General features: G+C 76.1%; 18 protein-coding genes. 9 read left to right on the top strand and 9 right to left on the bottom strand.

All coding sequences use genetic code 11. The annotated features are described in order from the left end of the window. Positions 1 to 64: 64 nt before the first annotated feature. A complete protein-coding gene (locus AC069X_RS05865) occupies positions 65 to 2,212 on the bottom strand; it encodes an FUSC family protein (RefSeq protein WP_478725518.1) in 2,148 nt (715 codons plus the stop codon). Between the two features lie 310 nt (positions 2,213 to 2,522). Between AC069X_RS05865 and AC069X_RS05860 the strand changes: the two genes are divergently transcribed. The 7 genes from AC069X_RS05860 to AC069X_RS05830 all read left to right on the top strand — a co-directional run bounded on the left by AC069X_RS05860 (position 2,523) and on the right by AC069X_RS05830 (position 10,181). Next, positions 2,523 to 3,104, top strand: coding sequence for an NADPH-dependent FMN reductase (locus AC069X_RS05860; protein WP_478725516.1), 582 nt, complete (start codon positions 2,523 to 2,525; stop codon positions 3,102 to 3,104). After that, positions 3,104 to 3,715, top strand: a complete 612-nt coding sequence (epsC, locus tag AC069X_RS05855) for a serine O-acetyltransferase EpsC (RefSeq protein ID WP_478725514.1) — start codon at positions 3,104 to 3,106, stop codon at positions 3,713 to 3,715. The genes AC069X_RS05860 and epsC overlap by 1 nt, the downstream gene beginning before the upstream one ends. Positions 3,716 to 3,944: 229 nt before the next feature. Further along, positions 3,945 to 4,985: a PLP-dependent cysteine synthase family protein gene (locus AC069X_RS05850; RefSeq protein ID WP_478725512.1), complete on the top strand. Its 1,041-nt coding sequence runs from the start codon at positions 3,945 to 3,947 to the stop codon at positions 4,983 to 4,985. Between the two features lie 54 nt (positions 4,986 to 5,039). Continuing rightward, on the top strand, positions 5,040 to 6,392 hold the full coding sequence (locus AC069X_RS05845; protein ID WP_478725510.1) for an MFS transporter: 1,353 nt from the start codon (positions 5,040 to 5,042) through the stop codon (positions 6,390 to 6,392). Then, a complete protein-coding gene (locus AC069X_RS05840; RefSeq protein ID WP_478725508.1) occupies positions 6,389 to 7,627 on the top strand; it encodes an ATP-grasp domain-containing protein in 1,239 nt (412 codons plus the stop codon). Before AC069X_RS05845 ends, AC069X_RS05840 begins: the two co-directional genes overlap by 4 nt. After that, entirely contained in the window at positions 7,624 to 8,916 is a 1,293-nt protein-coding gene (locus AC069X_RS05835) for an ATP-grasp domain-containing protein (RefSeq protein ID WP_478725506.1), read from the top strand. Before AC069X_RS05840 ends, AC069X_RS05835 begins: the two co-directional genes overlap by 4 nt. Continuing rightward, positions 8,913 to 10,181: an ATP-binding protein gene (locus AC069X_RS05830; protein WP_478725504.1), complete on the top strand. Its 1,269-nt coding sequence runs from the start codon at positions 8,913 to 8,915 to the stop codon at positions 10,179 to 10,181. Before AC069X_RS05835 ends, AC069X_RS05830 begins: the two co-directional genes overlap by 4 nt. Positions 10,182 to 10,250: 69 nt before the next feature. Here AC069X_RS05830 and AC069X_RS05825 read toward each other — a convergent pair whose 3' ends face one another. After that, a complete protein-coding gene (locus AC069X_RS05825) occupies positions 10,251 to 10,973 on the bottom strand; it encodes a hypothetical protein (protein WP_478725502.1) in 723 nt (240 codons plus the stop codon). 597 nt (positions 10,974 to 11,570) lie between these two features. Further along, complete coding sequence (locus AC069X_RS05820) at positions 11,571 to 11,981, bottom strand: rodlin (RefSeq protein ID WP_478725500.1); 411 nt, start codon at positions 11,979 to 11,981, stop codon at positions 11,571 to 11,573. Between the two features lie 309 nt (positions 11,982 to 12,290). Between AC069X_RS05820 and AC069X_RS05815 the strand changes: the two genes are divergently transcribed. Both AC069X_RS05815 and AC069X_RS05810 read left to right on the top strand, forming a co-directional pair. After that, entirely contained in the window at positions 12,291 to 13,913 is a 1,623-nt protein-coding gene (locus tag AC069X_RS05815) for a hypothetical protein (RefSeq protein ID WP_478725498.1), read from the top strand. After that, complete coding sequence (locus AC069X_RS05810; protein ID WP_478725496.1) at positions 13,901 to 16,033, top strand: MMPL family transporter; 2,133 nt, start codon at positions 13,901 to 13,903, stop codon at positions 16,031 to 16,033. The genes AC069X_RS05815 and AC069X_RS05810 overlap by 13 nt, the downstream gene beginning before the upstream one ends. A 61-nt stretch (positions 16,034 to 16,094) precedes the next feature. Here the strand turns inward: AC069X_RS05810 and AC069X_RS05805 are convergent, their stop codons facing one another. From AC069X_RS05805 to AC069X_RS05780, 6 genes are read right to left on the bottom strand one after another with little or no spacing between them, the layout of a single operon-like run. Then, positions 16,095 to 17,339, bottom strand: coding sequence for an MFS transporter (locus AC069X_RS05805; RefSeq protein ID WP_478725494.1), 1,245 nt, complete (start codon positions 17,337 to 17,339; stop codon positions 16,095 to 16,097). 11 nt (positions 17,340 to 17,350) lie between these two features. Further along, a complete protein-coding gene (locus AC069X_RS05800) occupies positions 17,351 to 18,601 on the bottom strand; it encodes an alkaline phosphatase family protein (protein WP_478725492.1) in 1,251 nt (416 codons plus the stop codon). A 41-nt stretch (positions 18,602 to 18,642) separates the two neighbouring features. Then, positions 18,643 to 19,668: a galactokinase gene (locus AC069X_RS05795; RefSeq protein ID WP_478725490.1), complete on the bottom strand. Its 1,026-nt coding sequence runs from the start codon at positions 19,666 to 19,668 to the stop codon at positions 18,643 to 18,645. Then, the gene (locus AC069X_RS05790; protein WP_478725488.1) at positions 19,665 to 21,533 is read right to left on the bottom strand and encodes a class I SAM-dependent methyltransferase; all 1,869 of its coding nucleotides are present in this window, start codon (positions 21,531 to 21,533) and stop codon (positions 19,665 to 19,667) included. The genes AC069X_RS05795 and AC069X_RS05790 overlap by 4 nt, the downstream gene beginning before the upstream one ends. Beyond that, positions 21,530 to 22,690, bottom strand: coding sequence for a glycosyltransferase (locus AC069X_RS05785; protein ID WP_478725772.1), 1,161 nt, complete (start codon positions 22,688 to 22,690; stop codon positions 21,530 to 21,532). Before AC069X_RS05785 ends, AC069X_RS05790 begins: the two co-directional genes overlap by 4 nt. 2 nt (positions 22,691 to 22,692) lie before the next feature. Continuing rightward, positions 22,693 to 23,541, bottom strand: a complete 849-nt coding sequence (locus AC069X_RS05780) for an alpha/beta fold hydrolase (RefSeq protein ID WP_478725486.1) — start codon at positions 23,539 to 23,541, stop codon at positions 22,693 to 22,695. Position 23,542: the final 1 nt, after the last annotated feature.

Genomic DNA, 23,542 nt, shown 5'->3' with positions numbered 1-23,542 from the left:
GCTGCTCCCTCCAGCCTGCCATCCGCCCCCGCTGATCGCCATCCGGCCTGCCGGACAGGGCCGTTCAACCGCCCGGCGGCCGTTCCCCGGCCTCGCCGGTGATCCGCTCCAGGTCCGTCAGCAGCGAGTCCAGCCACAGCACGGCCGCGTAGTACACCCGCGGCGCCCCCGGCGGCTCTGCCGCGAACCCGTCACGGGCCGGGTCCCGCAGCGCGGCCGGCGCCCGCGGGGTGTCGCCGCCCGGGTCCAGCCACGCCGACACCAGCAGCATCCGTCCCGCCACCCGGTCCCCGAGCCGGGTCACCTCGGCCGCCGGCTCCCGCTCCAGGGGAGGTACGAGGACCCGCGCGGGCGCCGCCAGCAGCCGTTCGGCACCCCACAGGGTGTGGTGGCCGGCCAGCAGTGCGGCCTGCCAGTCCCGCCCGCCCGCGCCCTGCGCCGGCCCGGCCCCGGCCGGCCCGTGCGGCTCGCTCTGGTACTGGGCGTACGCCGACTCGGCCAGGATCAGCGAGTGCTGGAGCGACCGGTGCCCCGGCGCACCGGCCACCGGCTCCCGCGGTCCGCCCGCCGCCAGCCGGGCCGTCGTGGCCACCACGATCTCGGCGGCGCCCCGCATCAGCACCGCCGCCGACCGCCGCAGCTCGTCCTGCGCACCCCGGGGCCAGGCCAGCAGCCCGAACACCGCGCCGATCGCGCTGCCGGTCAGCACGTCCAGCAGCCGGAACTCGGCGAGCTGCCAGGTCGCGGGTGCCAGCTGCGCGAACACCAGGGCGATGACCACCGTGAACAGCGCCTGCGCCCAGCCCACCCCCTTCACCGGGCCGAGGGTGAACGCGGCCAGCATCAGCGGCGGCAGGGCCGCCGCGTACACGACGGTGTGCGGCCCCGCCAGTGTCAGCAGCCCCGCCGCGACGAGCGCGCCGACCAGGGTCCCCGTCAGCGCGATCCGTACGGTCGAGCGGGTCTCGCGCACCGTCGTCCGGGTCAGCGTCAGCGTCGCCAGCAGCACCCAGAACCCGTGCGGCAGGCTGTCCTCCCCGGCGATCACCCGTGCCGCCGCCAGGGCGAGGCTGAGCCGCACCGCGTTCTGGAAGAACACCGACCGCCGCCCCGCGTGCCCCGCCAGCCGGTGCCACCACAGCCGCGCCGAGCCCATCCGCGCGTACCAGAACCGCCCCGGCGCCGCCCGCACCGCGGCAGCCCGGCCCCGTACCGCGAGCCCGGCCGCGGTCGACATCGCCAGCGCGGCGTCCGCCACCTCCAGCACCGCCGCCCGCCGGCGCAGCACCGCCGGCGGGCGTGCCCCGTCCGGTTCCGCCGCCAGGGCCGTACGGGCGCGCAGCAGTTCCGCGTGCGCCTCCCCGGCCGGCCCCCGGCCCCGCAGCAGGCCGGCCGCCTCGCGCGCGGTGTCCCGTACCGCGCCCAGCACCTCCAGGCCCGCCTCCCCCGGGGAGCCCGCCACCGGCGGCAGCCCGGCCAGCCGGACCAGCAGGGTGCGGGCGGCCAGCCCGGTGTGGGCCAGCGCCCGGTCCCGCAGCCCCGGCCCGGCCGGCCGCTCCGCCTCCGGCACGCGCACGGGCCGCAGCGCCGGTCCGGCTTCCCCCGCCCACGCCTCCGTCGCCCCGGACAGCGCGTACGGCGGCCCCGCCAGCTCGGCCGCGCCCCGCTCCGCGCACTCCGCGGCGCGCGCGGCCAGCTCCCGGTACGCGACGGCCGGCGGGTCGGGCAGCAGGAAGGCCTCCGCGAGGATCAGCAGCGCCAGGCCGGTCGTCGCACCGGCGAGCCGCTCGCCGAGCGAGCCGGGATCGTACGGCGGGAACGACGGCAGGATGTACATCAGCTGGAGCCCGGGCCCCGCCCCCGCCGCCCTCGGCCCGCCCACCGCGACGAACGCCAGCGCGAAGCCGGCCACCAGCATCCCCAGGACGGCGCTCCAGGTCCGCACCGACAGGTACGTGCCGACCGCGATCAGCACCCAGCAGGCCGGCACCAGCCGCAGCAGCACGGCGGCGCGCTGCCGGCCCGTACCGGGGATGTGCGACAGGCCCGCCAGCGCCACCGCGGCGAACAGCGCGTACGTCGCGGCGACGGCCGAGCCGAAGCCGTACAGGAACAGGTAGAACCCCGCGCCGCCGGCCAGCGTCACCCGCACCGAGCGCCGCGCAGCCGCCGCCCATCGGGCCGGCAGCCGCCCCCGGGGAACGCCACCCATGCCACCAGCATCACCCGCGACCGTACGCCCGGCACCCCGCGACCGTACGCCCGCCGCCCCGCGGGCATCCCTGGAGCGACCCTCCGCCGGGGCCCTAGCCGCAGTCCAGCACCGCATCGGTTCGAGCTGACACGGTTACGACCAGGACGCGGGCCGGACCGCCCCGCTCGAAGCACCCCGGTGCCCCGGCCGACGCGCAGCGAGGCCCGCACGGCGGCCGGCGGCGACCCGGGGGCCCGGAACGCAGGCACGAGCCTCGACCAGTCGAAGGCCTGCCGCCCGGAAAGGCTGAGGAGAAGGAGTTCCACCAGTGAAGACCGTTCTGATATCCGGCAGCACCCGCGGCGACTCGGTGAACACCGCCGTACTGGCCACCGTGCGCCACATCCTCGACAACCTGCCCGGCGACCACGAGAGCGTGCTGCTCCCCGTCGGCGAACTGCCCTTCTACGAGGCCGGACTGGAGCGCGCCGACGCCTCGGCCGCCGTCCGGGCCGCCAAGGAACTGGTCACCGGCGCCGACGCGCTGTTCATCAGCACCCCGTCGTACAACGGCGAGATGCCCGGCGCGCTGAAGAACGCGCTCGACTGGCTGTCCCGCGCGCAGGGCGAGGACCCCAGCCCGCTGACCGGCAAGGTCACCGCCGTGGCCAGCGCCTCCCCCGGAGCGCGCGGCGGCCTGGAGGCCCAGGCCGGGCTGGCCCGCGTACTCGGCCGCAGCGGCGCCCGCGTCGTCGAGCACGAGCCGGTGGCCGTCGCCCGCGCGGGCTCGCTCGCCACCGAGGACGGCCGCTACACCGACGAGGCGCTCGTCGCCCGGCTGGAGAGCCTGACCCGGGCCCTGATCGCCGAACTCGCCGACGCGGGGGACCGCGCGGGGGTGCTCGTCTGATGGCGGCCTCGACGCCCGGACTGTTCCGGATCATGAAGGAGGACCTGGAGGTGATCGTCGCCCGCGACCCCTCCATGCGCAACCGACGTGAGGCGCTCCTGCACGCGGCTCTCCCCGCCCTCTGGGCCCACCGCGTCGCGCACCGGCTGCACCGGCGCGGACACCGGATGACCGCGCGGATCATCGCCTGGAAGGCCCGCCGCAGCACCTCCGTCGAGATCCACCCCGGGGCCGTGCTCGGCCGCCGCGTGTTCATCGACCACGGCGCCGCCGTGGTGATCGGCGAGACCGCCGTCGTCGGGGACGACGTGACCATCTACCACCAGGTCACCCTGGGAGCCGTCGGCTGGTGGAGCGACAACAAGCGGCCCGAAGGGGACCGCCGGCACCCCGTGGTGGGCGCCCACGTCGTCCTCGGCACCAACGCGACCGTGCTCGGCCCCGTCACCATCGGGGCGCACGCCGTCATCGGCGCCCAGGCCCTCGTGAACAAGGACGTGCCCTCCGGCGCCCGGGTGCTCGCGGCCACCGCCGTGATCAAGTCCGTCGGCCAGCGGCCGCAGCCCATGGAGGACCTGTACGCGGTGACGGCCTCGGCCGGCTCCTGGTAGCCCCCGCGACCGTACCGCCCGCCCCGCCCTCAGCCCCGCACCTTCCCCGCACGACACCGCCCCGCACCCCACCCCGTGCACCGCACCGCCCCCAGCCGCGCACGCCGCGATCCGGCAGCCGCGCCGCACCACGACCGACATCCCCCCACGAAGGCCGAGCCGGGACACGGCGGACCGCGTCCGCCCGCCCGGCACCCAGCCGCACGACCCGACTTGTGAGGAACCACCTGTGGAAAGCCGTGAGACGCGCCGCATCGCAGACAGCATCGCGGACCTGGTCGGCTCTACCCCGCTGATCCGTCTGCGATTCGACGACTCCGCCCCGGGCGCCGAGGTCCTGGCCAAACTCGAGTCCGCCAACCCGATGTCCACCAGCAAGGACCGGGCCGCCCTCTACATGCTGCGCGCCGCCGAGGAGCGCGGCGATCTGATGCCCGGCAACGGCACCGTCATCGAGGCGACCTCCGGCAACACCGGCATCTCCCTGGCCGCCCTCTCCGCCGCCCGCGGCTACCGCTGCGTCATCGTGCTGCCCGACAGCGCCACCGCCGAGCGGGTCGCCCTGCTCAAGGCACTCGGCGCGGAGGTCGTCCAGACCCCCCGCGACGCGGGCTACACCGGCGCCATCGCCAAGGCCGAGGAACTGCACGCCGCGACCCCCGGCTCCTGGTTCCCCCGCCAGCACGACAACGCCGACAACGTGCGCGCCCACTACGAGACCACCGGCCCCGAGATCTGGGCCGACACGGCGGGCCGGATCGACGTACTGGTCTGCGGCGTGGGCACCGGCGGCACCCTCAGCGGGGTCGCGAAGTACCTCAAGGAGCAGAACCCGGAGATCCGGGTCATCGCGGTCGAGCCGGAGAACTCCCCGGTGCTCTCCCAGGGCGAGGGCGGCCTGCACCGGATACCGGGTCTCAACGGCGGCTTCGTCGCCCCCACCACCGACGTCTCCCTGATCGACAACGTGGTCACCGTCTCGGACGAGGACGCCATGGCCGGCGCCCGCTCGCTCGCCCGCCGCCAGGGCGTCTTCGTCGGCGTCTCCTCCGGCGCGGTCGCCCACGCCTGCGCCCGGCTGGCCGCGCACCCGGACTACATCGGCGCCTCGATCGTCACGATCCTGCCCGACACCGGCGAGCGCTACCTCAGCCTCTGGAGCGAGGCCCCCGCCCCCGCCGCCCGCTCCGGCCGGCAGCCCGCCCCGGCACCGGCACCGGCGCCCGCCCAGGTCCCCGTCACGGCCCCGGTACTGTCCACGAAGTCCTGACGGTCCGGGCCAGGGCGCCCGCGCTCCGTCCCCCCACTCCCCGAAGGAACCGGCGTGAATTTCCGTCAGCTCCATCCGAACATCAAGCTGCGGCTCGGCATCGGCTTCGTCCAGCGGATGCTCGGCATCATGCTGATGCCGCTGATGGTCATCCACCTCGCCACGCTGTACGGCGCGGCCGCGGCCGGCGTGCTGACCATGGCCGTCGCCGCCGCGGGCATCGCCAGCAACTTCGTGGGGGGCCACCTCGCCGACGTCCACGGCCGCAAGCCGCTGATGGTCGCCGGCGAGGTGGGCGCGACGCTCACCTTCGCCCTGCTCGCCCTGGCCAACTCGCCCTGGTGGCAGTCCGGAGCGGCCACGTTCGTCCTCTTCCTGCTCAACACCTGCCTCGCGAGCGCGGCCACCCCCGCCGCCGAGGCGATGATGATCGACGTCTCCACCCCCGAGAACCGGCAGCTCGTCTACACGGTCAACTACTGGTCCATCAACCTGGCGTTCACCGCCGGCGCCCTGATCGGCGGCTTCTTCTACGGGGACCACTTCGCCCTCCTCCTGGCGGGCGCGGCCGTACTCTCCCTGGCCACCGCCCTGGTCACCTGGTGGCGGATCGCCGAGAGCGCCCCCGAATCGGCCAAGGACCAGGCCTCCGGCGTCCCGGCCATGCTCCGCGGCTACCTCGCCGTCTCCCGCGACCGGGTCTTCCTCCGGCTGGTCGGAGCCGCGATCCTCACCCGCGCCGTCGAGGTCCAGATCGGCTACTACATCGCCGTCCGCCTCGCCGACGACTTCCCCGAGCAGGCACTGGCCGGCCTTGAACGCTGGTTCCCCTCCGTCGACGGCGTCGCCATGCTCGGCATCCTCCGGGCCGTCAACACCGTCCTGGTCGTCGGCCTCGCCCTCTTCGCCGGCAGCATGTTCCGCAGGCTGTCCGACCGGGTCCGCCTCTACGCGGGCATCGCGGTCTTCACCGCCGGCCACATGGTCCTCGCCGTCAGCAACGACGGCTGGATCCTGATCGCCGCCGCGGTCGTCTTCACCTTCGGGGAGATCGCGAACGTGCCGGTCAAGCAGGCCATCCTCGCCGACCTGGTGGACCCGGCCGCCCGCACCAAGTACCTCGCCGCCTACGGCCTCGTCCCCCGCATCGGCCTGCTCATCGGCTCGCTCTGCGTGACCGTCGGCGCCTTCCTCTCCCCGGCCGGCATGAGCGTCCTCTACGGCGCCTTCGGCCTCGGCGCCATCCTCGTCTACCGCTCCCTGCTGCCGCTGCGCGCATCCCGCCGCACCGCCGCGGAGCAGGAACCCGCGCCCGCCCGCCCGGCCGACGGACCGGCGAACGCGTCGGCGAACGCGCCGGCCAACGCGTCGGCGAACGCGCCGGCCCAGAACGGAGCCACGTCATGACCCCACCCCGCACGCCCGGCCGCCTCCTGATGGTGATGCCGTACGAGCAGCTCGTACGCAAGGCCGTCGAGGCCGGCTTCCAGGTCTGGTCGATCTGGGACCCGGCGCTGCGCAAGCCCGACTACCTCGACAAGGTCGCCGCGCACTCGCGGGAACTGGCCCTCGTCGACTTCGGCGACGAGGAGGCCCTGCGCGCCCTCGTCGCCCGCATGGCCCGGGAACACGCCGTCGACCACGTCCTCCACCTGGGCAGCGAGGCCACCATGGCCCCCGTCCTCGCCGAAGCCGAGGCCCTCGGCCTGTCGCCCAACACCGCCGAATCCGTCCGGCTGCTCAACGACAAGCACGCCATGCGCGGCCTGCTCAACGCCGCCGGGGTCTCCGCCGTCCGCGCCCTGCGCGCCGAGACCCTCGGCGAAGTCGAGCCGCTGCTCACCGAGTTCGGCCTGCCGGCCGTGGTCAAGCCCACCAACACCGCCGGCAGCCGCGGGATCGCCCTCGTCCGCACCGCCGCCGACCTGGAGGAATGGACCGAACGCGTCAAGGCAGGCGGCTTCGAAGGCCCCTTCATCATCGAGGAGTTCCTCGAAGGCCCCGAGTTCAGCGTCGAAACCCTGACCGCCGGCGGCACCCACCACGTCGCCGGGATCACCGCCAAGCAGACCAGCGGCCCGCCCGGATTCGTGGAGACCGGACACATCCACCCCGCCCCCCTCGACCCGGCCGACGCCGCCGCCATCCGCGACACCGTCACCGGCCTGCTCGACCTCGCCGGCTACGCCTTCGGGCCCGCCCACACCGAGGTCATCCTCACCCCGGCCGGGCCGCGCGTCGTCGAGTCCCAGGCACGCCTGGGAGGCGACCGGATCCCGCTGCTCGTGGAGGTCGCCACCGGCTACGACATCGAGGCCGCGATCTTCCGGGGCCTGGCCGGCGAGGACGTCACCGCCCCCGCACCCCACCGGTACGCCTCCATCGGCTTCTTCCAGCTCCCCGCCGGCCGCCTGGAGTCCGTCGAGGGCCTCGAAGAGCTGCGCGCCCAGGAGCACGTGCACGGCGTGCACTTCCCCTACGCGCCGGGCGACGTCCTGCCGCGCACCACCGACTCCGCCACCCGCCACGGCTACGCCGTCGTCGACGCCCCGACCCCCGCCGAGGCCGCCGGACGGATCGCCGCGGCCCACACCGCACTGCGCACCACGACCGCCCCCACCCCGAAGGAAGCACTGCGATGACCGCCCCCACCGCGCGCGCCGCGGACCGCACCCTGCTGCTCGTCGGCGCCACGGACCAGCACCTCGAACGCGCCAAGGCCCTGGGCGTCCGCGTGGTGCTCCTCCAGCACCCGGACAAGATCAACGCCTACCAGACCGGACTCGCCGACGTCCTGCTGATGGTCGACTACACCGACTGGGACACCGTACGCCCGCTCGCCGAGGCCTCCCGCGAGGTCTGGGGCTTCGACACCGTGGCCTCCCTCACCGAGGCCGGCCTCGACATGGCCGCCCGGCTCAACGCCCACTTCGGCTTCCCGGGCACCGGCCCCGAGGCCGGCCGCCGCATGCGCAACAAGTTCCTGATGCGGCAGCACCTCACCGAACAGGGCAAGCTGTCGATGCACTGGGACCGGGTCACCGACCGCGCCTCACTCGACGCCTTCGCCGCCCGCGCGGGCTACCCCTTCATCGTCAAGCCCACCGACGCCACCGCCAGCTTCGGCCTGATCCGCGTCGGCGGGCCCGGCGAACTCGACTCCGCCTGGGAGCGGATCGAGGAACTGCGGGGCCGCCGCAGCGACCGCGGCTCGACCCTCTACACCGTCAGCGAGTTCCTGATGGAGTCCTACCTCGACGGACCCGAGTTCAGCGTGGAGGCCTTCAGCTTCGCCGGCCGCCACGTGGTGATCGCCGTGACCGAAAAGCTCGTCGACGACACCCACTTCGCGGAACTCGGCCACGCCCTCCCCGCCCGCCTCGCCCCCGCGGACCACGCCCGGATCACCGCCGCCGTCGAGGAGTTCCTCGACACCATGGGCGTCACCGACGGGCCCAGCCACACCGAGCTGCGCCTCGGCACCCGCGGCCCCGTCGTCATCGAGTCCCACAACCGGGTAGGCGGCGGCCACATCAACGAACTGGTCGAGGCCGCCTACGGGATCGACCTCCTCGGCTACGGCGTCGCCTGGCCGCTCGGCCTGGTCGAGGCCCTCCCGGAGCCCCCCGAGGCCCGCGCCGGCGCCTGCACCCGCTTCGTGCTCCGCGACCCCGGAACGGTCACCGCCGTCTCCGGTGTGGAGGAACTCGCCGCCCGCGCCGACGTCCTCGCCGTGGAGGTCTCCGTACGGCCCGGCGACCCGGTGCGCCCGCTGCGCGACAACTGGGACCGGCTCGGCTTCGCCGCGGTGACGGCCGCCGACACCGACGCCGCGATCGCCCTCTGCGAGCGGCTCACCGGGCAGATCCGCATCGACGTCACCCCGGCCGAAGCGCCGGCGGACACCAAGGACCTGGAGGTCGCCGCGTGACCGCGCTCGTACTGCACCGCTTCCCGCTCGGCCCGTTCCCGTACGACCGGTGGCTGGCGGGTCTCGACGGCGGCGTCGTGGTGATCGCGGCCCGCGACCGGATCGAAGGCGCCCGCGAGCAGGTTCCGGACGGCGACGGCGGCTACCGCAGGCTGGTGGTGCTCGACGACTTCGAGGACGAGGAACTCCTCGACGGCGTCGCCCTCGAACTGGCCGAGGAGTACGGGATCACCCACGTCATCGCCCCCCACGAGGCGGACCTGATGCGGGCGGCCCGGCTGCGGGAGAAGTTCGGCCTGCCCGGACAGCTGCCCGACGAGGTGCTCCCCTTCCGCGACAAGGCCCTGATGAAGCGGCGGCTGGCGGCGGCCGGCATCGAGGTCGCCCCGCACGTCCTGCCCGGCACGGCCGAGGAGGCGCGGGAGTTCGCGCGGGAGCACGGCCTGCCGCTGGTCTTCAAGGCGCGCGACGGCTTCGGCTCCATCGGGCTGCGGATCGTGACGTCCCCGGACGAGCTGGAGCGGCACCTGGCCGGGGCCTTCGGGCCCGGCGCCCTCGGGACCGGCGACGAGCCCCGCGAGGACCTCCTGCTGGAGGCGTACGTCCCCGGCCGGATGTGCCACGTCGACGGGGTGGTCGTCGGCGGCCGCACCGTCATGGCCTGGCCGTCCCAGTACCAGTACGACCTGTCGTCCTTCCAGAGCGATCCCGGCGCCCGGGTGGACCTCACCCTGGACCCCTCGGACCCGCTGACCCCGCGCCTGCTGGAGCTGACGGACCGCGCGCTGGCAGCCCTCGGGGGCCCGGCGGACCACGCCTTCCACGCCGAGGTCTTCCACACCCCCGACGACCGCCTCGTCGTCTGCGAGGTCGCCTCCCGCCCCGCCGGAGCGCGCATCCGCGAGGTGCTCGACGCCGTCTTCGGGGTGCACCCGGTCGAGCTGGCCTCGCGCGCCCAGACGGGCCTGCGGCTGCCGGCCCTGGCCGGGCTCGGGGAGCACGGCCGGCTGGAGCCGGTCCGCATGGCCGGCCAGGTCCTGATGATGAAGCGGCCCGGCACGGTGCGCGCCATCCCGGTGACCCCGGAGGAGCCCTGGGTGGAGTTCTACGGGGTGTTCGCCGAGCCCGGCGAGGTCCTTCCCGAGGCGGCGCTCTCCTCGGACTTCCTCGCGGCGGCCGTGCTGTCGGCTCCGACCCGCGAGGAGTGCGAACGGCGACTGCGGGCGCTCGGCGCGCGCTTCGAGACGGAGATCGTCATCGACTGACCGGTGCCGGTGCCGGTGCCGGTGCCGGTGCCCCGGTCCGGGCCGGGGGCTCCTGTGCCGGGGCCCCCGTCAGGCCGGGTATCCGGAGAGGAACAGGCAGAGCCGCCGGTGCTGCTCCCTCAGGATCCCGGCCGGCACCGCGCCGGAGTACGCGGCGATGATCCCGCCGGTACGGACCACCGTGATCGGTACCGTCTCGTTCATCGCGATGCCCGGCACGGTCCAGTCGAAGGCGACCGACTCGTCCCCGGCCGCCGGCGCGGGCCGGGCACCGATCCTGATGCGGGCGTCCTGGTCGCCGTAGTGGGTGGTGTACACGAGGAAGCCGCCGCACCGCGGCACCGCCTTCCTGAGGGATCCCATCACCGCCGAGGCCTCCTCGGCGGTCCGGCTCGACAGCTCCACGGAGTGCAGCTCGCGGAAGGCGCTGAGGTCGCGCTCGCCGGAGTCCTTCCCGCGCGGCGACACCTCCGCCACCACCCTGGCCGCCGGCCGGTTCCGCAGCCCGTGCTCCATCTGGAAGTCGACGAGGGCCATGCACTCCTGCGGCATCCCCGGGGCGAGTTGGCTGGGTGAGCCGCCGGGGGAACGCGCGGGGGCCGGCCGGCGGCGCGTGACGACGTGCCCCGGCAGCTCCTGCCCGGAGGGGAGTACGGACATCAGCTCGGCCTCCGTCAGCGGCTCGGCGCGCGGCGGCCCCGGCCGGGCCCCGGACCCGCAGGCCGCGCCGGCGGCCCCGCAGAGCAGCAGCACGGCGGCCACCGCCACGGCACGCGAACGGCGCGTCACCATCCCGGTCCTCCCCCCCCCGTCCGTCGGCGCCCGTGGCGCCGGGGCCATTCTCGCCCAGCGGGTGAGTGCGCTGACCTGCGGGACTGCGCTATAGTTGATCTCGAGCCCGCCGCCGCGAAACACGGTGTACGGGACATGCGTTGGTGGTCCAAGGAAAGACACCCCACTTCCCGTGGGGGAATGCAGGTGCAAGGCCTGCCCAGCGCTCGGACAAGGCCCCGGCCTCCTCACGGAGACCGGGGCCTTTCGTCATGTGCCCACCACGCCTCCGGGGCAGCAGATTCCGCTTCCAGGCCGCGGTCAGGACGAAGCGTGCGGGTCGGTCCGGCGGTACCGGAACGGCCGAACCGGACGATCACCGCGCAGTCCCGCGCCTCCGCCTCCCAGAGCTTCGACGACCCTCCGCCGACGTACTCCCAGCGCCGCACGACGCCCTCCCCTTGTCCGTGTGGTCAGTTGACCGAACAGGAGACGGCCGCACTGACAGCGGGCCGGGGAAGGGGGACCGGGGAGACGGTTCCGGACACGCGGATGGGCCGGCCGCGGGCGTTCGTGCGCACGCCCGCGGCCGGCCCGCTCAGCAGCGGTGGCCGGGTGTCAGCTGCCCGCGGAGACGTTGCCGGAGAGGACCGGGATGTTGCTCAGGATGTGGGAGAGCGGCTCGTCGCCCTTGGCCTGGGTGGAGTTCTCGGTGCACTGCTGGTTCTGCGGGTTGGACAGGACGTTGATGTCCTGGACACCGACGTTGATCAGGGCGAGGATCGACTGCGCGTTGACCTTGACCGGCAGGCCGATGCAGGGCTTGTTCAGGGTGCCCTGGACCACGCCGAGCTGGGGGCTCATGTCGCCGGCGGTCTTCTGGTTGCCGTAGATCTGCTGGGCGCCGTTGCCGTTGACGGTGTTGATCCCGTTGTCGTTGCCGATGGCCATGGCCGGGGCGGCGACGGCGGCACCCGCGCCGACGGCGGCGGCGGTGGCTGCGGCGGTGACCATCATCTTCTTCAGCATTCGAGAACTTTCCTTCGCTGTAGCCGAAACGAGCCCCGGATCGGGGAGTCCGAGCTGGTAACGGGAGCGGGGCCGGGGACGTGGCGGTGCGTCACCCGAACGGCAGAGCGCCGGCGTGCGGACCGGCGGCCCCGTGGCGCCGACCGGGTGCCGGACCACCGGAACATCGCCACACCGGCCGCCCGCCGTCGTTGGACGGTGCGGCCCCCGTCCCGGGGTCGCCCCCCACCTCGGGGACGGCCCCTCCCGCCGGCCGCCGCCCGTCCTGCCCCCGCCACCCCGGCGCACAGCCCCCGACCGGAGCCGCCCATGACCTCAGTCGCCCTCACCCGGCGGGCCCCGGCCGTCGTACCGCTCACCCTCCGGGCCGCGTCGGTCGCGACCGGCTGCGCGCTGCCGCTGTACGCCGTCTGGGCGGCCGTCCTCGCCACCGGCGGCGGAGACCTCGCCGCCCAGACGGCCTGGGCGGAGTTCGCCGCCCGCCACCCGGGCTCCGCGTACAACCTCGCCTGGCACGGCGGGCTGCACACCGCCGCCTACAGCCTCGTGTCCCCCTACGCCATGGCCGTCTTCGGCGTGGTCCCCGTCACCGTGGCGGGCGGGCTGACCGCCACCTGGCTCGCCGGCCTCATCTGCGCGCGCGGCGGGGTCCGGTCGCCCGAACGGCCCGCGCTGGCGGCGGCCCTCGCCCTGTGGTGCCAGGTGGCCTCCGGCCGCACGACCTTCGTCCTGGGCGTCGCGTTCGGGCTCGCGGCGCTGCTGGGCGCCCTGCCCGGGCGGCCCGGCGGCCGGGCGGGCCGGCTCACCGCCACCGCGCTCTGCGCGGCCCTCACCGCCATGGCCAGCCCCGTCGCCGGACTCTTCCTCGCCCTGGCCGGCACGGCACTCCTGCCCGCCCGCCGCCGGACCGCCGAAGCCGCCGTCCTGCTCCTGCCGCCCTGCGCCGTGATCGCCCTGACGGCCCGCCTCTTCCCCTTCCGCGGCGAGCAGCCCATGCCGTCCGAGCGGATCTGGCCCCCGCTGCTCGTCTCGCTGGCCGTCCTCGCGGCCGCGCCCCACGCCTGGCGGTGGGTCAGGCGCGCCGCCGCTCTGTACGCGGCGGCCGTCGTGCTCACCTACGCCGTCCCCTCCCCGATGGGCACGAACGTCGAGCGGCTCGCCGACCTCGCCGCACCCGCCCTCCTGCTCGCCGCCGCCGCGACGGCGACCGGCCGCGTACGCCGCGCCGCGGCCGGGGCCGGACTCGCCCTCTGCCTGCTCTGGGCGGGCGGGAACACCACCGCCCACCTCGGCGACACCGTCGAGGTCCCCGCCTGGGCCGCCGACGCCGACGGGGTGCGCGCGGAGCTCGGCCGGCTCGGCGCCGGCCGCACCCGGGTGGAGGCCGTCATGGCGCGCAGCCACCGCGAGGCCGCCGTCCTCGCCCCGTACGTCAGCCTGGCGCGCGGCTGGAACCGGCAGGCGGACGTGGAACGCGGCCGCCTCTTCTACGGGGACGGGCCCCTCACCCCCGCCGCCTACCGGGCCTGGCTCGACCGGTGGGCCGTGGGCCTCGTGGTGCTCCACGACGGCCCGCCCGACGCCGCCTCCGAAGCCGAACGCGCCCTGGTCGAGGCCGGACCCGCGTACCTGGAGCCGGTGTGGCGGGACCGGAACTGGCGGATCTACCGCGTCCGGGACGCCGTGCCCCTCGTGGACCCGCCGGCCCGCGTACGGAGTTCCGACGCGGCCGGCGTCACCGTGCGCGTGCCCCGCCCCGGCACGGTGACCGTGCGGATCGCCGACTCGCCCTGGCTGACCGCCGACACCGGATGCCTCGAACCCCTGCGCACGGGGCGCGGCGACGGCTTCGTACGGCTGACCGTGGAGCGGCCCGGCGACGTCACCATCGGCTCCGGCTACCTCACCGCAGGCCGCCGATGCGCCCCCTGAGCACGGTGCCGGCCCGCCTCGCCCTGGTCTGCGTACGCCGGCACGTGCTCGTCCTGCTGCTGTGGCTGGCGCTCCTCGGCGCCGGAGCGGCCGCCGCCGGACCGGTCATGGACGGCCTGGACCGGCGGCCCTGGAGCGTGGCCGCCCACGAGTCGGTGCGCGGCAACCGGCTGCTGGACGGCGTCCGCGCGTACGGCGGCCAGACCGACGCGGTGGTGTCCGGCGCGCCGGTGACCGACCCCGCCCTCCGGCGGGAACTCGCCGCCGCACGCCGCGACCTGGCCGCGATCCCCGGCGTACACGACGTCACCCCCCTCACCGCAGGGGCGTACGCCGCCGACCACCGCGCGGCCCTGCTCTCCGTACGGCTGGACCGGGACCTGGCCGGGGAGGACCGCCGGCGCTGCGAACGGGCCGTGGAAGCCCGGCTGCGCGCGGTGCACCGGGCCCTGCCCGGGGTCACGGTGACCCTCGGCGGCAGCGACCGGGCCCGCGCCGAGGTGGCCCGGCGGACGCTGGCCGACACCCGGCGCGCCGAGCTGATCACCCTCCCGGTGACCCTGCTGGTGGTGTACCTCCTCTTCGGAGGCCTCGTGGCGGCCGCCGTACCCCTGGTCGCGGCCGTGAGCACGGTCGCCACCGGGATGCTGTGGCTCCTGCTGCTGTCGCGCTGGTACGACCTCACCTCCCCGGTGCTGTCCACGACCACGATGGTGGGGCTGGGCCTGGCCGTCGACTACTCGCTGCTCACAGTCGGACGGTTCCGCGAGGAACGCGCCGCCGGCCACGAGGTCCCGGACGCGGTCGTCCGCACCATGGGCAGCGCCGGCCGTTCGGTGCTGTTCGCGGCGCTGGTCATCGCCGCCGCCCTCAGCGGACTGGCCGCCTTCCCGAGCGACTTCTACGCCTCCGTCGGCCTGGCTGCCGCGGGCACCGTCCTGCTGTCGCTGGCCGCCGCCGTCACCCTGACCCCGGCGCTGCTCGTGGCGTGTGGGAAGCGGATCGGGGCCCGCGCCTGCCAGGAGGCCGACGAGGGCGCCTTCGCCGCGCTGGCCCGCTGGACCCGCCGCCGGGCCCCGGCCGTCGCCCTCGGTACCGGGGTGCTGCTGCTGGCCGCCGCCGCTCCCTTCCTGCGGGTCCACCTCGTCAGCCCGGTCGGCGAACTGCAACTGCCCCCGGGCACCGAGGCCCGGCGCTTCGCCGACCTGGTCACCGAGAGGTTCCCCCAGCACCGGCCCGACGCCGTCGTGGTGGTCGCCCGCACCGGCCCGGCCCGGCTGGGCGCGTGGGCGGAGCGCTTCGCGGACGTCCCGCAGGTGCAGCGGATCGAACCGGCGGCCGCCGCGGGCCCGGCGGTCGCCGTCGTCCGCCTGGTACCGGTGCCCGACGAGGACGCCGCCACCGCCACCCGCCTCGTGGAACGGCTCCGGGCCGACCGCCCGCCCGACTTCCCCGTCTGGGTGACCGGACGGGCCGCGCTCGACGCCGACTTCAGGGCGGAGGTCGTCGAACACGCCCCGCGCGCCGCCGCCCTGATCGCCCTGACGAGCTACGTCCTGCTGCTGGCGATGACCGGCTCGGTACTGCTGCCGCTCAAGGCGATCGTGATGAACACCCTGTCCCTGGGCGCCTCGTTCGGCGCGCTCGTCCTGGTGTTCCAGGACGGCTGGTGCGCCGGGGTCCTGGGCGTGCACACCCTGGGCGGCCTGGGCTACTGGCTGCCGGTGGTGGTCTTCGCCCTGGCCTTCGGCCTGTCCATGGACTACGAGGTGTTCCTGCTGTCCCGCATCCAGGAGCTGTACCGCGCCGGGGCCGGAAACGACCTCGCCGTGGAAGCGGGAGTGCAGCGTTCCGCCCGCATCATCAGCTCCTCGGCGCTGCTGATGTGCATCGTCTTCGCAGGCTTCGCCACCGGGGAGGTGCTGGTGATGAAACAGCTGGCCACCGCACTGGCCCTCGTCGTCGTGGTGGACGCCACCCTGGTCCGCTGCCTCCTGGTCCCCGCCACCATGACCCTCCTGGGCCGCGCCAACTGGTGGTCCCCCCGCCCCCTCCGCCGCCCCCGCCCGGGGGAGGCGGGCGCGCCCACGGCGCCGAGGGAGGAGGCGGCCGTCCGCTGACGACGTCCCGGCGCGCGAGCCCGGCGGACGGCAAGCGCCTCACGCCCCCCCGCCCGCCCGGTCAGCCCCCGGACGCTCCGCCCCACCGGGCGAGGGCCGTCAGGGCCAGCAGCAGACCGGCGGCCGCCGCCGCCAGGGCCGGGGCCGGGCCCCACAGGGTCCAGGCCGCCCCGAACAGCAGCGAGCCCGCCAGCCGGGCCAGGGCCTGGGCGGTCTGGAGCGCCGCGAGGCCGGTGGTGCGCAGCTCCGCGGGGAGCAGCGGGCCGGCAGCGGCCATGAGGACGCCGTCGGTGGCCGCGTAGAACAGGCCCAGCGCCACGAGCACCCCCGCCACCAGCAGCCACGGAGGCAGCGGGGCGAGCAGCAGCAGGCAGGCGCCGGCCAGCGGGAGGTGCCCGCAGAGGAACACCCGCCGCCGGCCCAGCCGGTCGGCGAGCCGGCCCGCGGGCAGCGCCGCGAGCAGGAACACCGCCGCCGTCCCCACCGGCAGCAGCGGGAAGTACGCCGTCGACAGTCCGGTCCGGCGCTGGAGCAGCAGGTAGAAGAAGGCGTCGCCGACGGTGAACAGCCCCAGCGCGGCGGCCGTCGCGCACAGCCGCGCCAGGCCGGGGACCCGTACGAGGGACCGCAGGGGCGGCAGCGGCCGGCGGGCCGCCGCGGGCGCCGGGGCCTCCCGTACGAACAGCACCAGCAGCACCACCCCCAGCATCGCGACGCAGGCGCTCACGGTGAACACCGCCTCGTACCCGTCCACCGCCACCCACAGCACCCCGAACGCGGCCACCGGCCCCAGCAGGGCGCCCGCCGTGTCCAGTGCGCGGTGCACCCCGAAGGCCCGGCCCTGCTCACCGGGCGGGCAGGACAGGGAGATCAGCGCGTCGCGCGGGGCGGTGCGCAGGCCCTTGCCGGTCCGGTCGGCGGCGAGCACCGCCGCCACCGACCAGGGGGTGGTAGCGGCGAGCAGCGCTGCCTTGCACCCGGCGGAGAGCGCGTAGCCGACGCCCGCCACCAGCTTGCGGCGGCGCGTGCGGTCCGCGAAACGGCCGCCCGCCAGGCGCAGCAGCGCGGTGGCGCCCTGGTGGAGCCCGTCCAGGGCGCCGAACGCGAGCGGGGACATCCCGAGCCCGGCCACCAGGTACAGCGGCAGGACGGCGGTGACCATCTCCGCCGAGACGTCCGTGACCAGGCTGACCAGGCCGAGCGCGAACACCGTGCCGGGGACGGCCCTCAGCGGGCCCTTGCGGAGCGGGGCGGCGGCCGGGGTGCCCCCGGCCCGGTCCGCGGCACGGCCGGCCGACAGGTACACGGACGCCTCCCTCAGAACCAGGTGACGGTGAGCGGGAAGGCTGCGGTGACGGTGGTGCCCGTGGCGTCGGTCGCGGTCGCGGTGACCTGGACCGTGCCGCTGCCCCACGGCTTGCCGCTGATCCGTCCCGTGCCGGCGTCCACGGCCAGCCCCCAGGGCAGGCCGGTGGCCGCGTAGCGGACGGGGGCCTGGCCGCCGGTTGCGCTGAGCTGGATGGTGCAGGACTGGTTGAACTTGCAGGTCCGCGGGCCCGGGTCGGCCAGCTTCAGCCCGCCCTGCGTGGGCGTGGGGGTCGGCGTCGGTGTCGGAGTGGGCGTGGGAGTGGGTGTGGGTGTCGGCGTCGGGGTGGTGGAGGCGGTGAACACGTCCGTGATCGGCTGGACGTTGGCCGCGTTCCCGGCGTGCGTGGCCGTGCCGAACAGGTCCTCGAAGGTCCGCAGCAGATGGTGGTGGTTGAACGCGCCCGCGTACGTGCCCGTCTTCACGTGCGCCCCGTAGAAGACCGTGGCGATCTGGTTCGATCCCAGGTAGTTGTCCTCGTCCCAGGTCAGCACCAGCAGGCTGTTGTTGGCCTTCGCCCACTGCGCGTAGGCGTCGATGTTGTTCTTCGTCCAGGTGTCACCGGTGCCGACCGGGCACGAGTGCATGTCGTTGCACTGGTTGGGGACGACGAACGACAGGTCCGGCAGCGAGGCGAAGTCGTTCCGCGGGAACTGCGCCCAGGTCTTCCCCGTGTTCAGCGGCACGTTCTTGAAGGCGAACCACGGGTTGTGCTTCTGCGCGTACTGGCCGCTCGTGCAGACCGTGGAACCCTCCGACGGCAGGTCCTCGTTGTAGCTGGCGAAGGTCTTGCCCGCCGCGATCAGCTCCTGGCCGAGGTTCGGCGCCGTCATCGACTGCGGGGTGTAGCAGCCGTCCCCGGTGATGCCCTGCGTGGAGCCGGAGAAGAGGTTGAAGTAGTTCGGCTGGCTCGGGTGGGTCAGGGCCTTCATCCCGGTCAGGCTCGCGCCGCCGGCGGCCAGCTGGTTGATGTACGGGGCGTTCGCGCTGCCGATGATCTCCCCGTACTGCTTGTTCTCGTACACGACGACCACCACGTGGTCGTACGACGGCAGCCCGGCGGCCGCCGCCGGAGCGGCGGCGACGCCCTCGGCCGCCTGGGAGCCGGCGACGCCGAAGGCGCCGAGCAGGCCGAGCGCGCTGAACGCGGCCAGCGCGGCCATGGTGACGGGACGCCGGGATCCCGGCGGGGGAAGTGGCATGGGTACTCCTCCTCGATGCTGGTGGAACGGGGGCCGGACGGTCATTCTTCGCGCCGGGCGGCCCCGGCCACGGCGATGTTCAGGAAGCGCGGCACGGGCCGCCCGCGGCCGCGGAAGTCCTCCGCGACCGCCGCCCGCACCGCGGGCAGCCGGGACCCGGGCAGCAGGACGAGCACGCTCCGCCCCGGCTGCCCGCCGGGCGGCCAGGCGCTCAGGGCACCCGCCCGGCGGGCGAGGGCGACGGTCCGGGTCAGCTCGCCCGGCCGGTCCGCCGGCTCCCCGCGTACGGCGACCAGCACCAGGCGGGCCCGCGAGACGGCCGGGTCGAAGCCGACGTACCGCGGCCCCCGCCCGGGCCCCGCGCCGAGCAGCAGCGCCTCACCGGGCCGGGCGAAGAGCACCGCCCGGCGCAGCGCGTCGTCCCCGTCCGGCAGCGCCCCGGCGAGCAGCCGGGCCAGCCGCTCCCGGTCGGGCTCCCCGCCCGGCGGGCCGTGTACGCCGGCCACGGCGAGCGCCACCGCGCACTCGGCCGGCTCCGCCGTGGCCAGCCCGGCGGCGGCCGTCAGGGAGCCCTGGACGTGCAGGTCCGTCCCGCCGGCGCCGTAGCCCGCCCGGGCCAGCGCCCGCAGCACGGCGTACGGCCGCACGGCCCAGGCGGGCACCGCGGGCGGCGGTCCGGACGGCGCGAGCGGCAGGTCGCAGCCGTCGGCGGGGTGGCCGAGGGAGCTGAGCCGCACCAGCCCGTCGGAGCGCGGGGCCGCCGCGGCGGCCACGGGCCAGCCGGCCGCCGCCACCAGCCCGGGGGAGCCCAGGTGGAAGGCGTGGGGCGCGCTCCAGACGGCGGCCGGGGGCCGGCCGTGCGCGGCTTCGAGGGCGTAGGCCACCAGCCGGAACAGCGGATCGGCGGTGGCCCGCCGGGCCAGGTCGCCGGCGGCCGGGGCCGCGCGGACGCCCGGCGCGGGGGCGGCGGGGGCGGCCGCGGGGGCGGAGACAGCGGCGGAGGAGGCGGTAGCGTAGGCGGCCGGTCCGCCGGGTCCGGAGGCGCCCGCCCGGGCAGCCGCCGTCACGGCGCGTCCTTGCGGGCCAGCATCCGGTAGGCGTTCCCGCCGTCCGTGTACCGGGCCGCCGCCGTGCGCAGCGCGTCGAGGACCGCCGCCGCACCGAAGCACGGCACGGCCGCCACCCTCACCGCACCGGCCAGGGCCCGCGCCCGCGCGGTGGCCGGCGGCCCCCACGGCCGGTCCGGATCGGGGGCCAGCCGGGCCGCCGTCAGCGCCACCGCCCCGAAGAAGTCGTTGCCCTGGTGGGCCGGGCCGTGCTCCTCCGCGAGCACCGTGAACCCCCGGTCGGCCAGCGCCTCCCGCAGGTTCGCGGCCGGGATCAGGTGCTGGTGCTGCGGCTGGAACCAGGGCAGCCACGCCGGCCCGAGCAGCCGGGCCATCCGCGACTCCGGGTCGGGCAGTTCGACGGTCAGGAAGCCGCCGGACGGCAGGACCGCGGCCGCCGCGTCGAGTTCCGCCAGCGGATCCCGGGTGTGCTCCAGATAGTGGTACATGCTGACCACCTCGTAGCGGCCCGCCAGCTTCGGGGCGAACTCCGGGAACTGGCCCCGGTGGCCGGTCTCCACCCAGCCCCGCCGCTCCGCCCCGCAGACCCCGTCGCCCATGTCCAGCCCGTCGAACCGGGTCCGCGGCCAGACCTCCCGCGCCGCGTTGCAGAAGTGCCCGTGCCCGGTGCCCACGTCCAGCCAGGACTCGGGGACGGTGTGGGGCAGGAGCATCTCGGCCCGGCGCCGGTAGGAGCCGCCGAGCCGGCCGAAGACCGTGCCGGCGCCCTCGCCGCCCCGCCCGTCGTAGAAGTCCCGGTAGTAGAACTCCAGCCCCTCGGGCGTCAGCCGCGGGTTCTGGAAGACGTGCCCGCAGGCCCGGCACTCCTCCAGGGTGAACCGGCCCGGCTTGCCCTGGAGCAGGTCGGGCACCCGCACCCGCACGGACAGCGGCCCCGCACCGCACCAGGGGCAGTCGGCGCGCCGCTCCTCGAAGAACCGGCCGGTGCCCCCGGCCAGCTCGGCCCGGTACGCCCCGGCCGCCGCCGGATCCGCGCCCCGGGAACCGCCCGCGGCCGCCACGGCGGTACGCAGGGCGGCGCCGGCGGAGAGCACCGGCCGGGCGGCGGTCGCCCGCGCCAGACCGGCGGGGCGCAGCGGGGAGCCGGGCCCGCCCAGCGCCAGGTACGGCTGGAGCCAGTACAGCCCGGCAGCGGCGGCCCCCCACCGCCCCTGGCGCAGCGCGACGGCGGCCAGCAGCGCCAGCCCGGACAGCTGGGCGGCGGCCAGGGCCCCCGCCGGCAGCCCCTGCGCCCGCAGCTCGGCGGCCCGCTCGGCACCGCTGCCGCCGCTCCCGGCCCGGGACCCGCAGCTCAGCTCCGGGGCGATGGCCAGCCCCGTCGCCCCGACGGCGTACTCCTTCAAACGCCGGGTGAGCGCCAGGAGTTCCGCCGGGCCGGCGTCCGGGCCCGGCCCGCCCGGATCCACCCCGGCCCGCTCCAGCACCTCCTCGGCGACGAGCACCGCGAACCCGGCCCCGCGTCCTTCCCCGAGCCGGTCGCCCCGGTACCGGGCCGGGTCCACCAGCCTCAGCAGCCCCAGCGCCCGCTCGGCCGGCAGGTCCCCGGGCAGCAGGTCCAGCACCCGCAGCCCCTCCCGGTCCGCGTAGGCGCAGGCGGCGAGGAAGGAGCCCGCACCGGGCTCCACGCCGCGCGCGGTGAGCAGCCGCCACCCGGCGGCCCCCGGTACCCCGGCCGACACGGGCGGGGCGGCCGGCAGTACCGGGACCGCCCGCAGCCTGCGGCCGGCCCGTACGGTGCCCGCGCCCAGCGCGGCCAGCAGCACCGCGGAGGTCCAGCGGACCCGGGAGAGCGGAGGTGGCGTCATGTCAGCTTCTCCAACCGGTCGGCCGCGGCGGCCGCCCCGCCCGCCGCGGCGAATGAGGCCTGGATCCGCCGGGCGGCCCGGCGCGGGCCGGGATCGACCAGCACGGCCGTGAGCGCGTCCCGCAGTTCCTCGGCACCGGTCCGGCCGAACCGCACCCGGACCCCGGCGCCCGCCTCGGCGACCTGCCGGGCCACGATCGGCTGGTCGTCGCGGATCGGGGCGACCACCAGCGGCAGCCCGTGCGCGAGGGCCTCGCAGACCGTGTTGTGGCCGCCGTGGCAGACCACCGCGTCCAGGTGCGGCAGCAGCTCCAGCTGCGGGACGCGCGGCCGGAGCAGTACGTGCCCGGGCACCTCCCCGACCAGCTCGGGGGGCGCCGCCAGCACCAGCTGCACCTCCCCGGCGAGCCGCTCGGCCGCGCCCAGCACCGCCCGGTAGAAGCGGGTGCCCGCCTCCTGGTTGAGGGTGCCCAGGGACACCAGCACCCGCCGCCGCTCCGGATCGAGCCGTCGCCAGGGGAAGGCGGGCGCGGCCGGCCGAGCCCCGAAGGCCGGGCCGACGAAGGCGTGGTGCGGGGCGGGCACGACGCACGGGCCGAGGAGCTCCGGCGTCGAGAACACCAGCACCAGCAGCTCGGAGAAGCGGGGGTCCCAGTCCCCGTCGCCGTCCCCGAACTCCGCGAGCAGCCCCGCGATCCGGCCGGCCACCCACTCCCCGACCCTGGGGAAGCCGGTGAAGGGGCCGGTGAACTCGGCCGAGGTACTGGCCGAGGTCACCCACGGCACCCCCAGCCGCCGGGCGGCCAGCGGCCCGGCCAGCGCCTGCTGGTCGCAGACCACGACGTCCGGGCCGAAGTCCCGCACCGCCCGCACCACCCCGGGCACCATCGCCCGGGCCAGCGGGATAAGGGCCTCCTCCCACAGGAACCGCAGCGCGCCCACCCCGCGCAGGTCCCGCCAGCGCCCGTGCAGCGCGGCGTAGCCGCCGCCGTCCGGGTCTTCCCCGGCGGGCAGGACCCGGGCCGACGGGGGCAGCAGCCCGGCCAGCGCCGAGGCCGGACCGGTCCAGGCGACCTCGTGGCCCCGCGCGGCCAGTTCGGCCCCCACGGCCACCGTCGGATTGACGTGCCCCGCCAGCGGCGGGACCGTGAACAGCACCCTCACCGGACCAGAGCTCCCGCCCGCGGCCGCCCGGCCGCCGCCGCGGACGCGACCGTCGCCGTCGCCGTCGCGCCGAGATGGGCCACCACGGCCTCCCGCAGCACCCCGCCGCTCTCCTTGAGGACGTCGTGCCCCAGGCCCGGCAGGATCCGCAAGGCCGCCCCCGGCGCGTGCCGGACCAGCTCCCGCGCCCCCGGCACCAGTTCGGAATGCTCCCCGCAGACGACCAGGGCAGGGCAGCGCAGCCGGGCGTAGTCGGCCGGGGTGAAGGTGCGGCTCCCGGCGATGTCGTCGATCAGGGACGTGCGGTTGAGCAGGTCGTCGGCGATGGCGGTGAGGTGGGCGGCCTTGCGCAGCCGCAGGGACAGCAGCTCCGCCGGCACCGTGCTGTCCTCCAGGCTCAGCGCCGCCGCCGACAGGGTGTCCACCATGTTCTCCACCCACGCCCCGCTGAGCGGCGGTTCGAGGAGGGTGAGCCCGGTGACCAGGTCGGGCCGGGCCAACGCGGCGTGCAGGGCCAGGGTCCCGCCGTGGCTGTTGCCGACCAGGTGCAGGCGGCGCCGGCCCAGGCCCAGGGCGCCGAGCAGCCCGAAGAGGTCCCGTACGGCCGAGCGGCTGTCGTACCCGCCGGCCGGACGCTCGCTGCGGCCGTGGCCGCGCAGGTCGTAGAGCAGCACCTCGTGGCCGGCCCGGGCGGCCGGCAGGGCCAACGGGCAGTAGAAGGAGGACAGGTTGTCGACGACCAGGCCGTGGAGGAAGACGGCCAGGGGCCGGCCGGAACCGTCGGCCCCGGCGGCCGGGAGCCGCTGGACGTGGAAGCGCAGGGAGCCCGCGCGGACGAAGGCCACG

Source organism: Streptomyces sp. NPDC043896 (assembly GCF_056435605.1).
This window is presented reverse-complemented; position numbering and strand designations above follow the sequence as displayed.

Bases quoted from the DNA above. Each gene is read 5' to 3' on its own strand.
- epsC (WP_478725514.1), top strand. From the start codon at position 3,104: ATGGCGGCCTCGACGCCCGGACTGTTCCGGATCATGAAGGAGGACCTG.
- AC069X_RS05800 (WP_478725492.1), bottom strand. From the start codon at position 18,601: ATGCCACTTCCCCCGCCGGGATCCCGGCGTCCCGTCACCATGGCCGCG.
- AC069X_RS05865 (WP_478725518.1), bottom strand. From the start codon at position 2,212: ATGGGTGGCGTTCCCCGGGGGCGGCTGCCGGCCCGATGGGCGGCGGCT.
- AC069X_RS05835 (WP_478725506.1), top strand. From the start codon at position 7,624: ATGACCGCCCCCACCGCGCGCGCCGCGGACCGCACCCTGCTGCTCGTC.
- AC069X_RS05810 (WP_478725496.1), top strand. From the start codon at position 13,901: ATGCGCCCCCTGAGCACGGTGCCGGCCCGCCTCGCCCTGGTCTGCGTA.
- AC069X_RS05825 (WP_478725502.1), bottom strand. From the start codon at position 10,973: ATGGTGACGCGCCGTTCGCGTGCCGTGGCGGTGGCCGCCGTGCTGCTG.
- AC069X_RS05820 (WP_478725500.1), bottom strand. From the start codon at position 11,981: ATGCTGAAGAAGATGATGGTCACCGCCGCAGCCACCGCCGCCGCCGTC.
- AC069X_RS05790 (WP_478725488.1), bottom strand. From the start codon at position 21,533: ATGACGCCACCTCCGCTCTCCCGGGTCCGCTGGACCTCCGCGGTGCTG.
- AC069X_RS05815 (WP_478725498.1), top strand. From the start codon at position 12,291: ATGACCTCAGTCGCCCTCACCCGGCGGGCCCCGGCCGTCGTACCGCTC.
- AC069X_RS05840 (WP_478725508.1), top strand. From the start codon at position 6,389: ATGACCCCACCCCGCACGCCCGGCCGCCTCCTGATGGTGATGCCGTAC.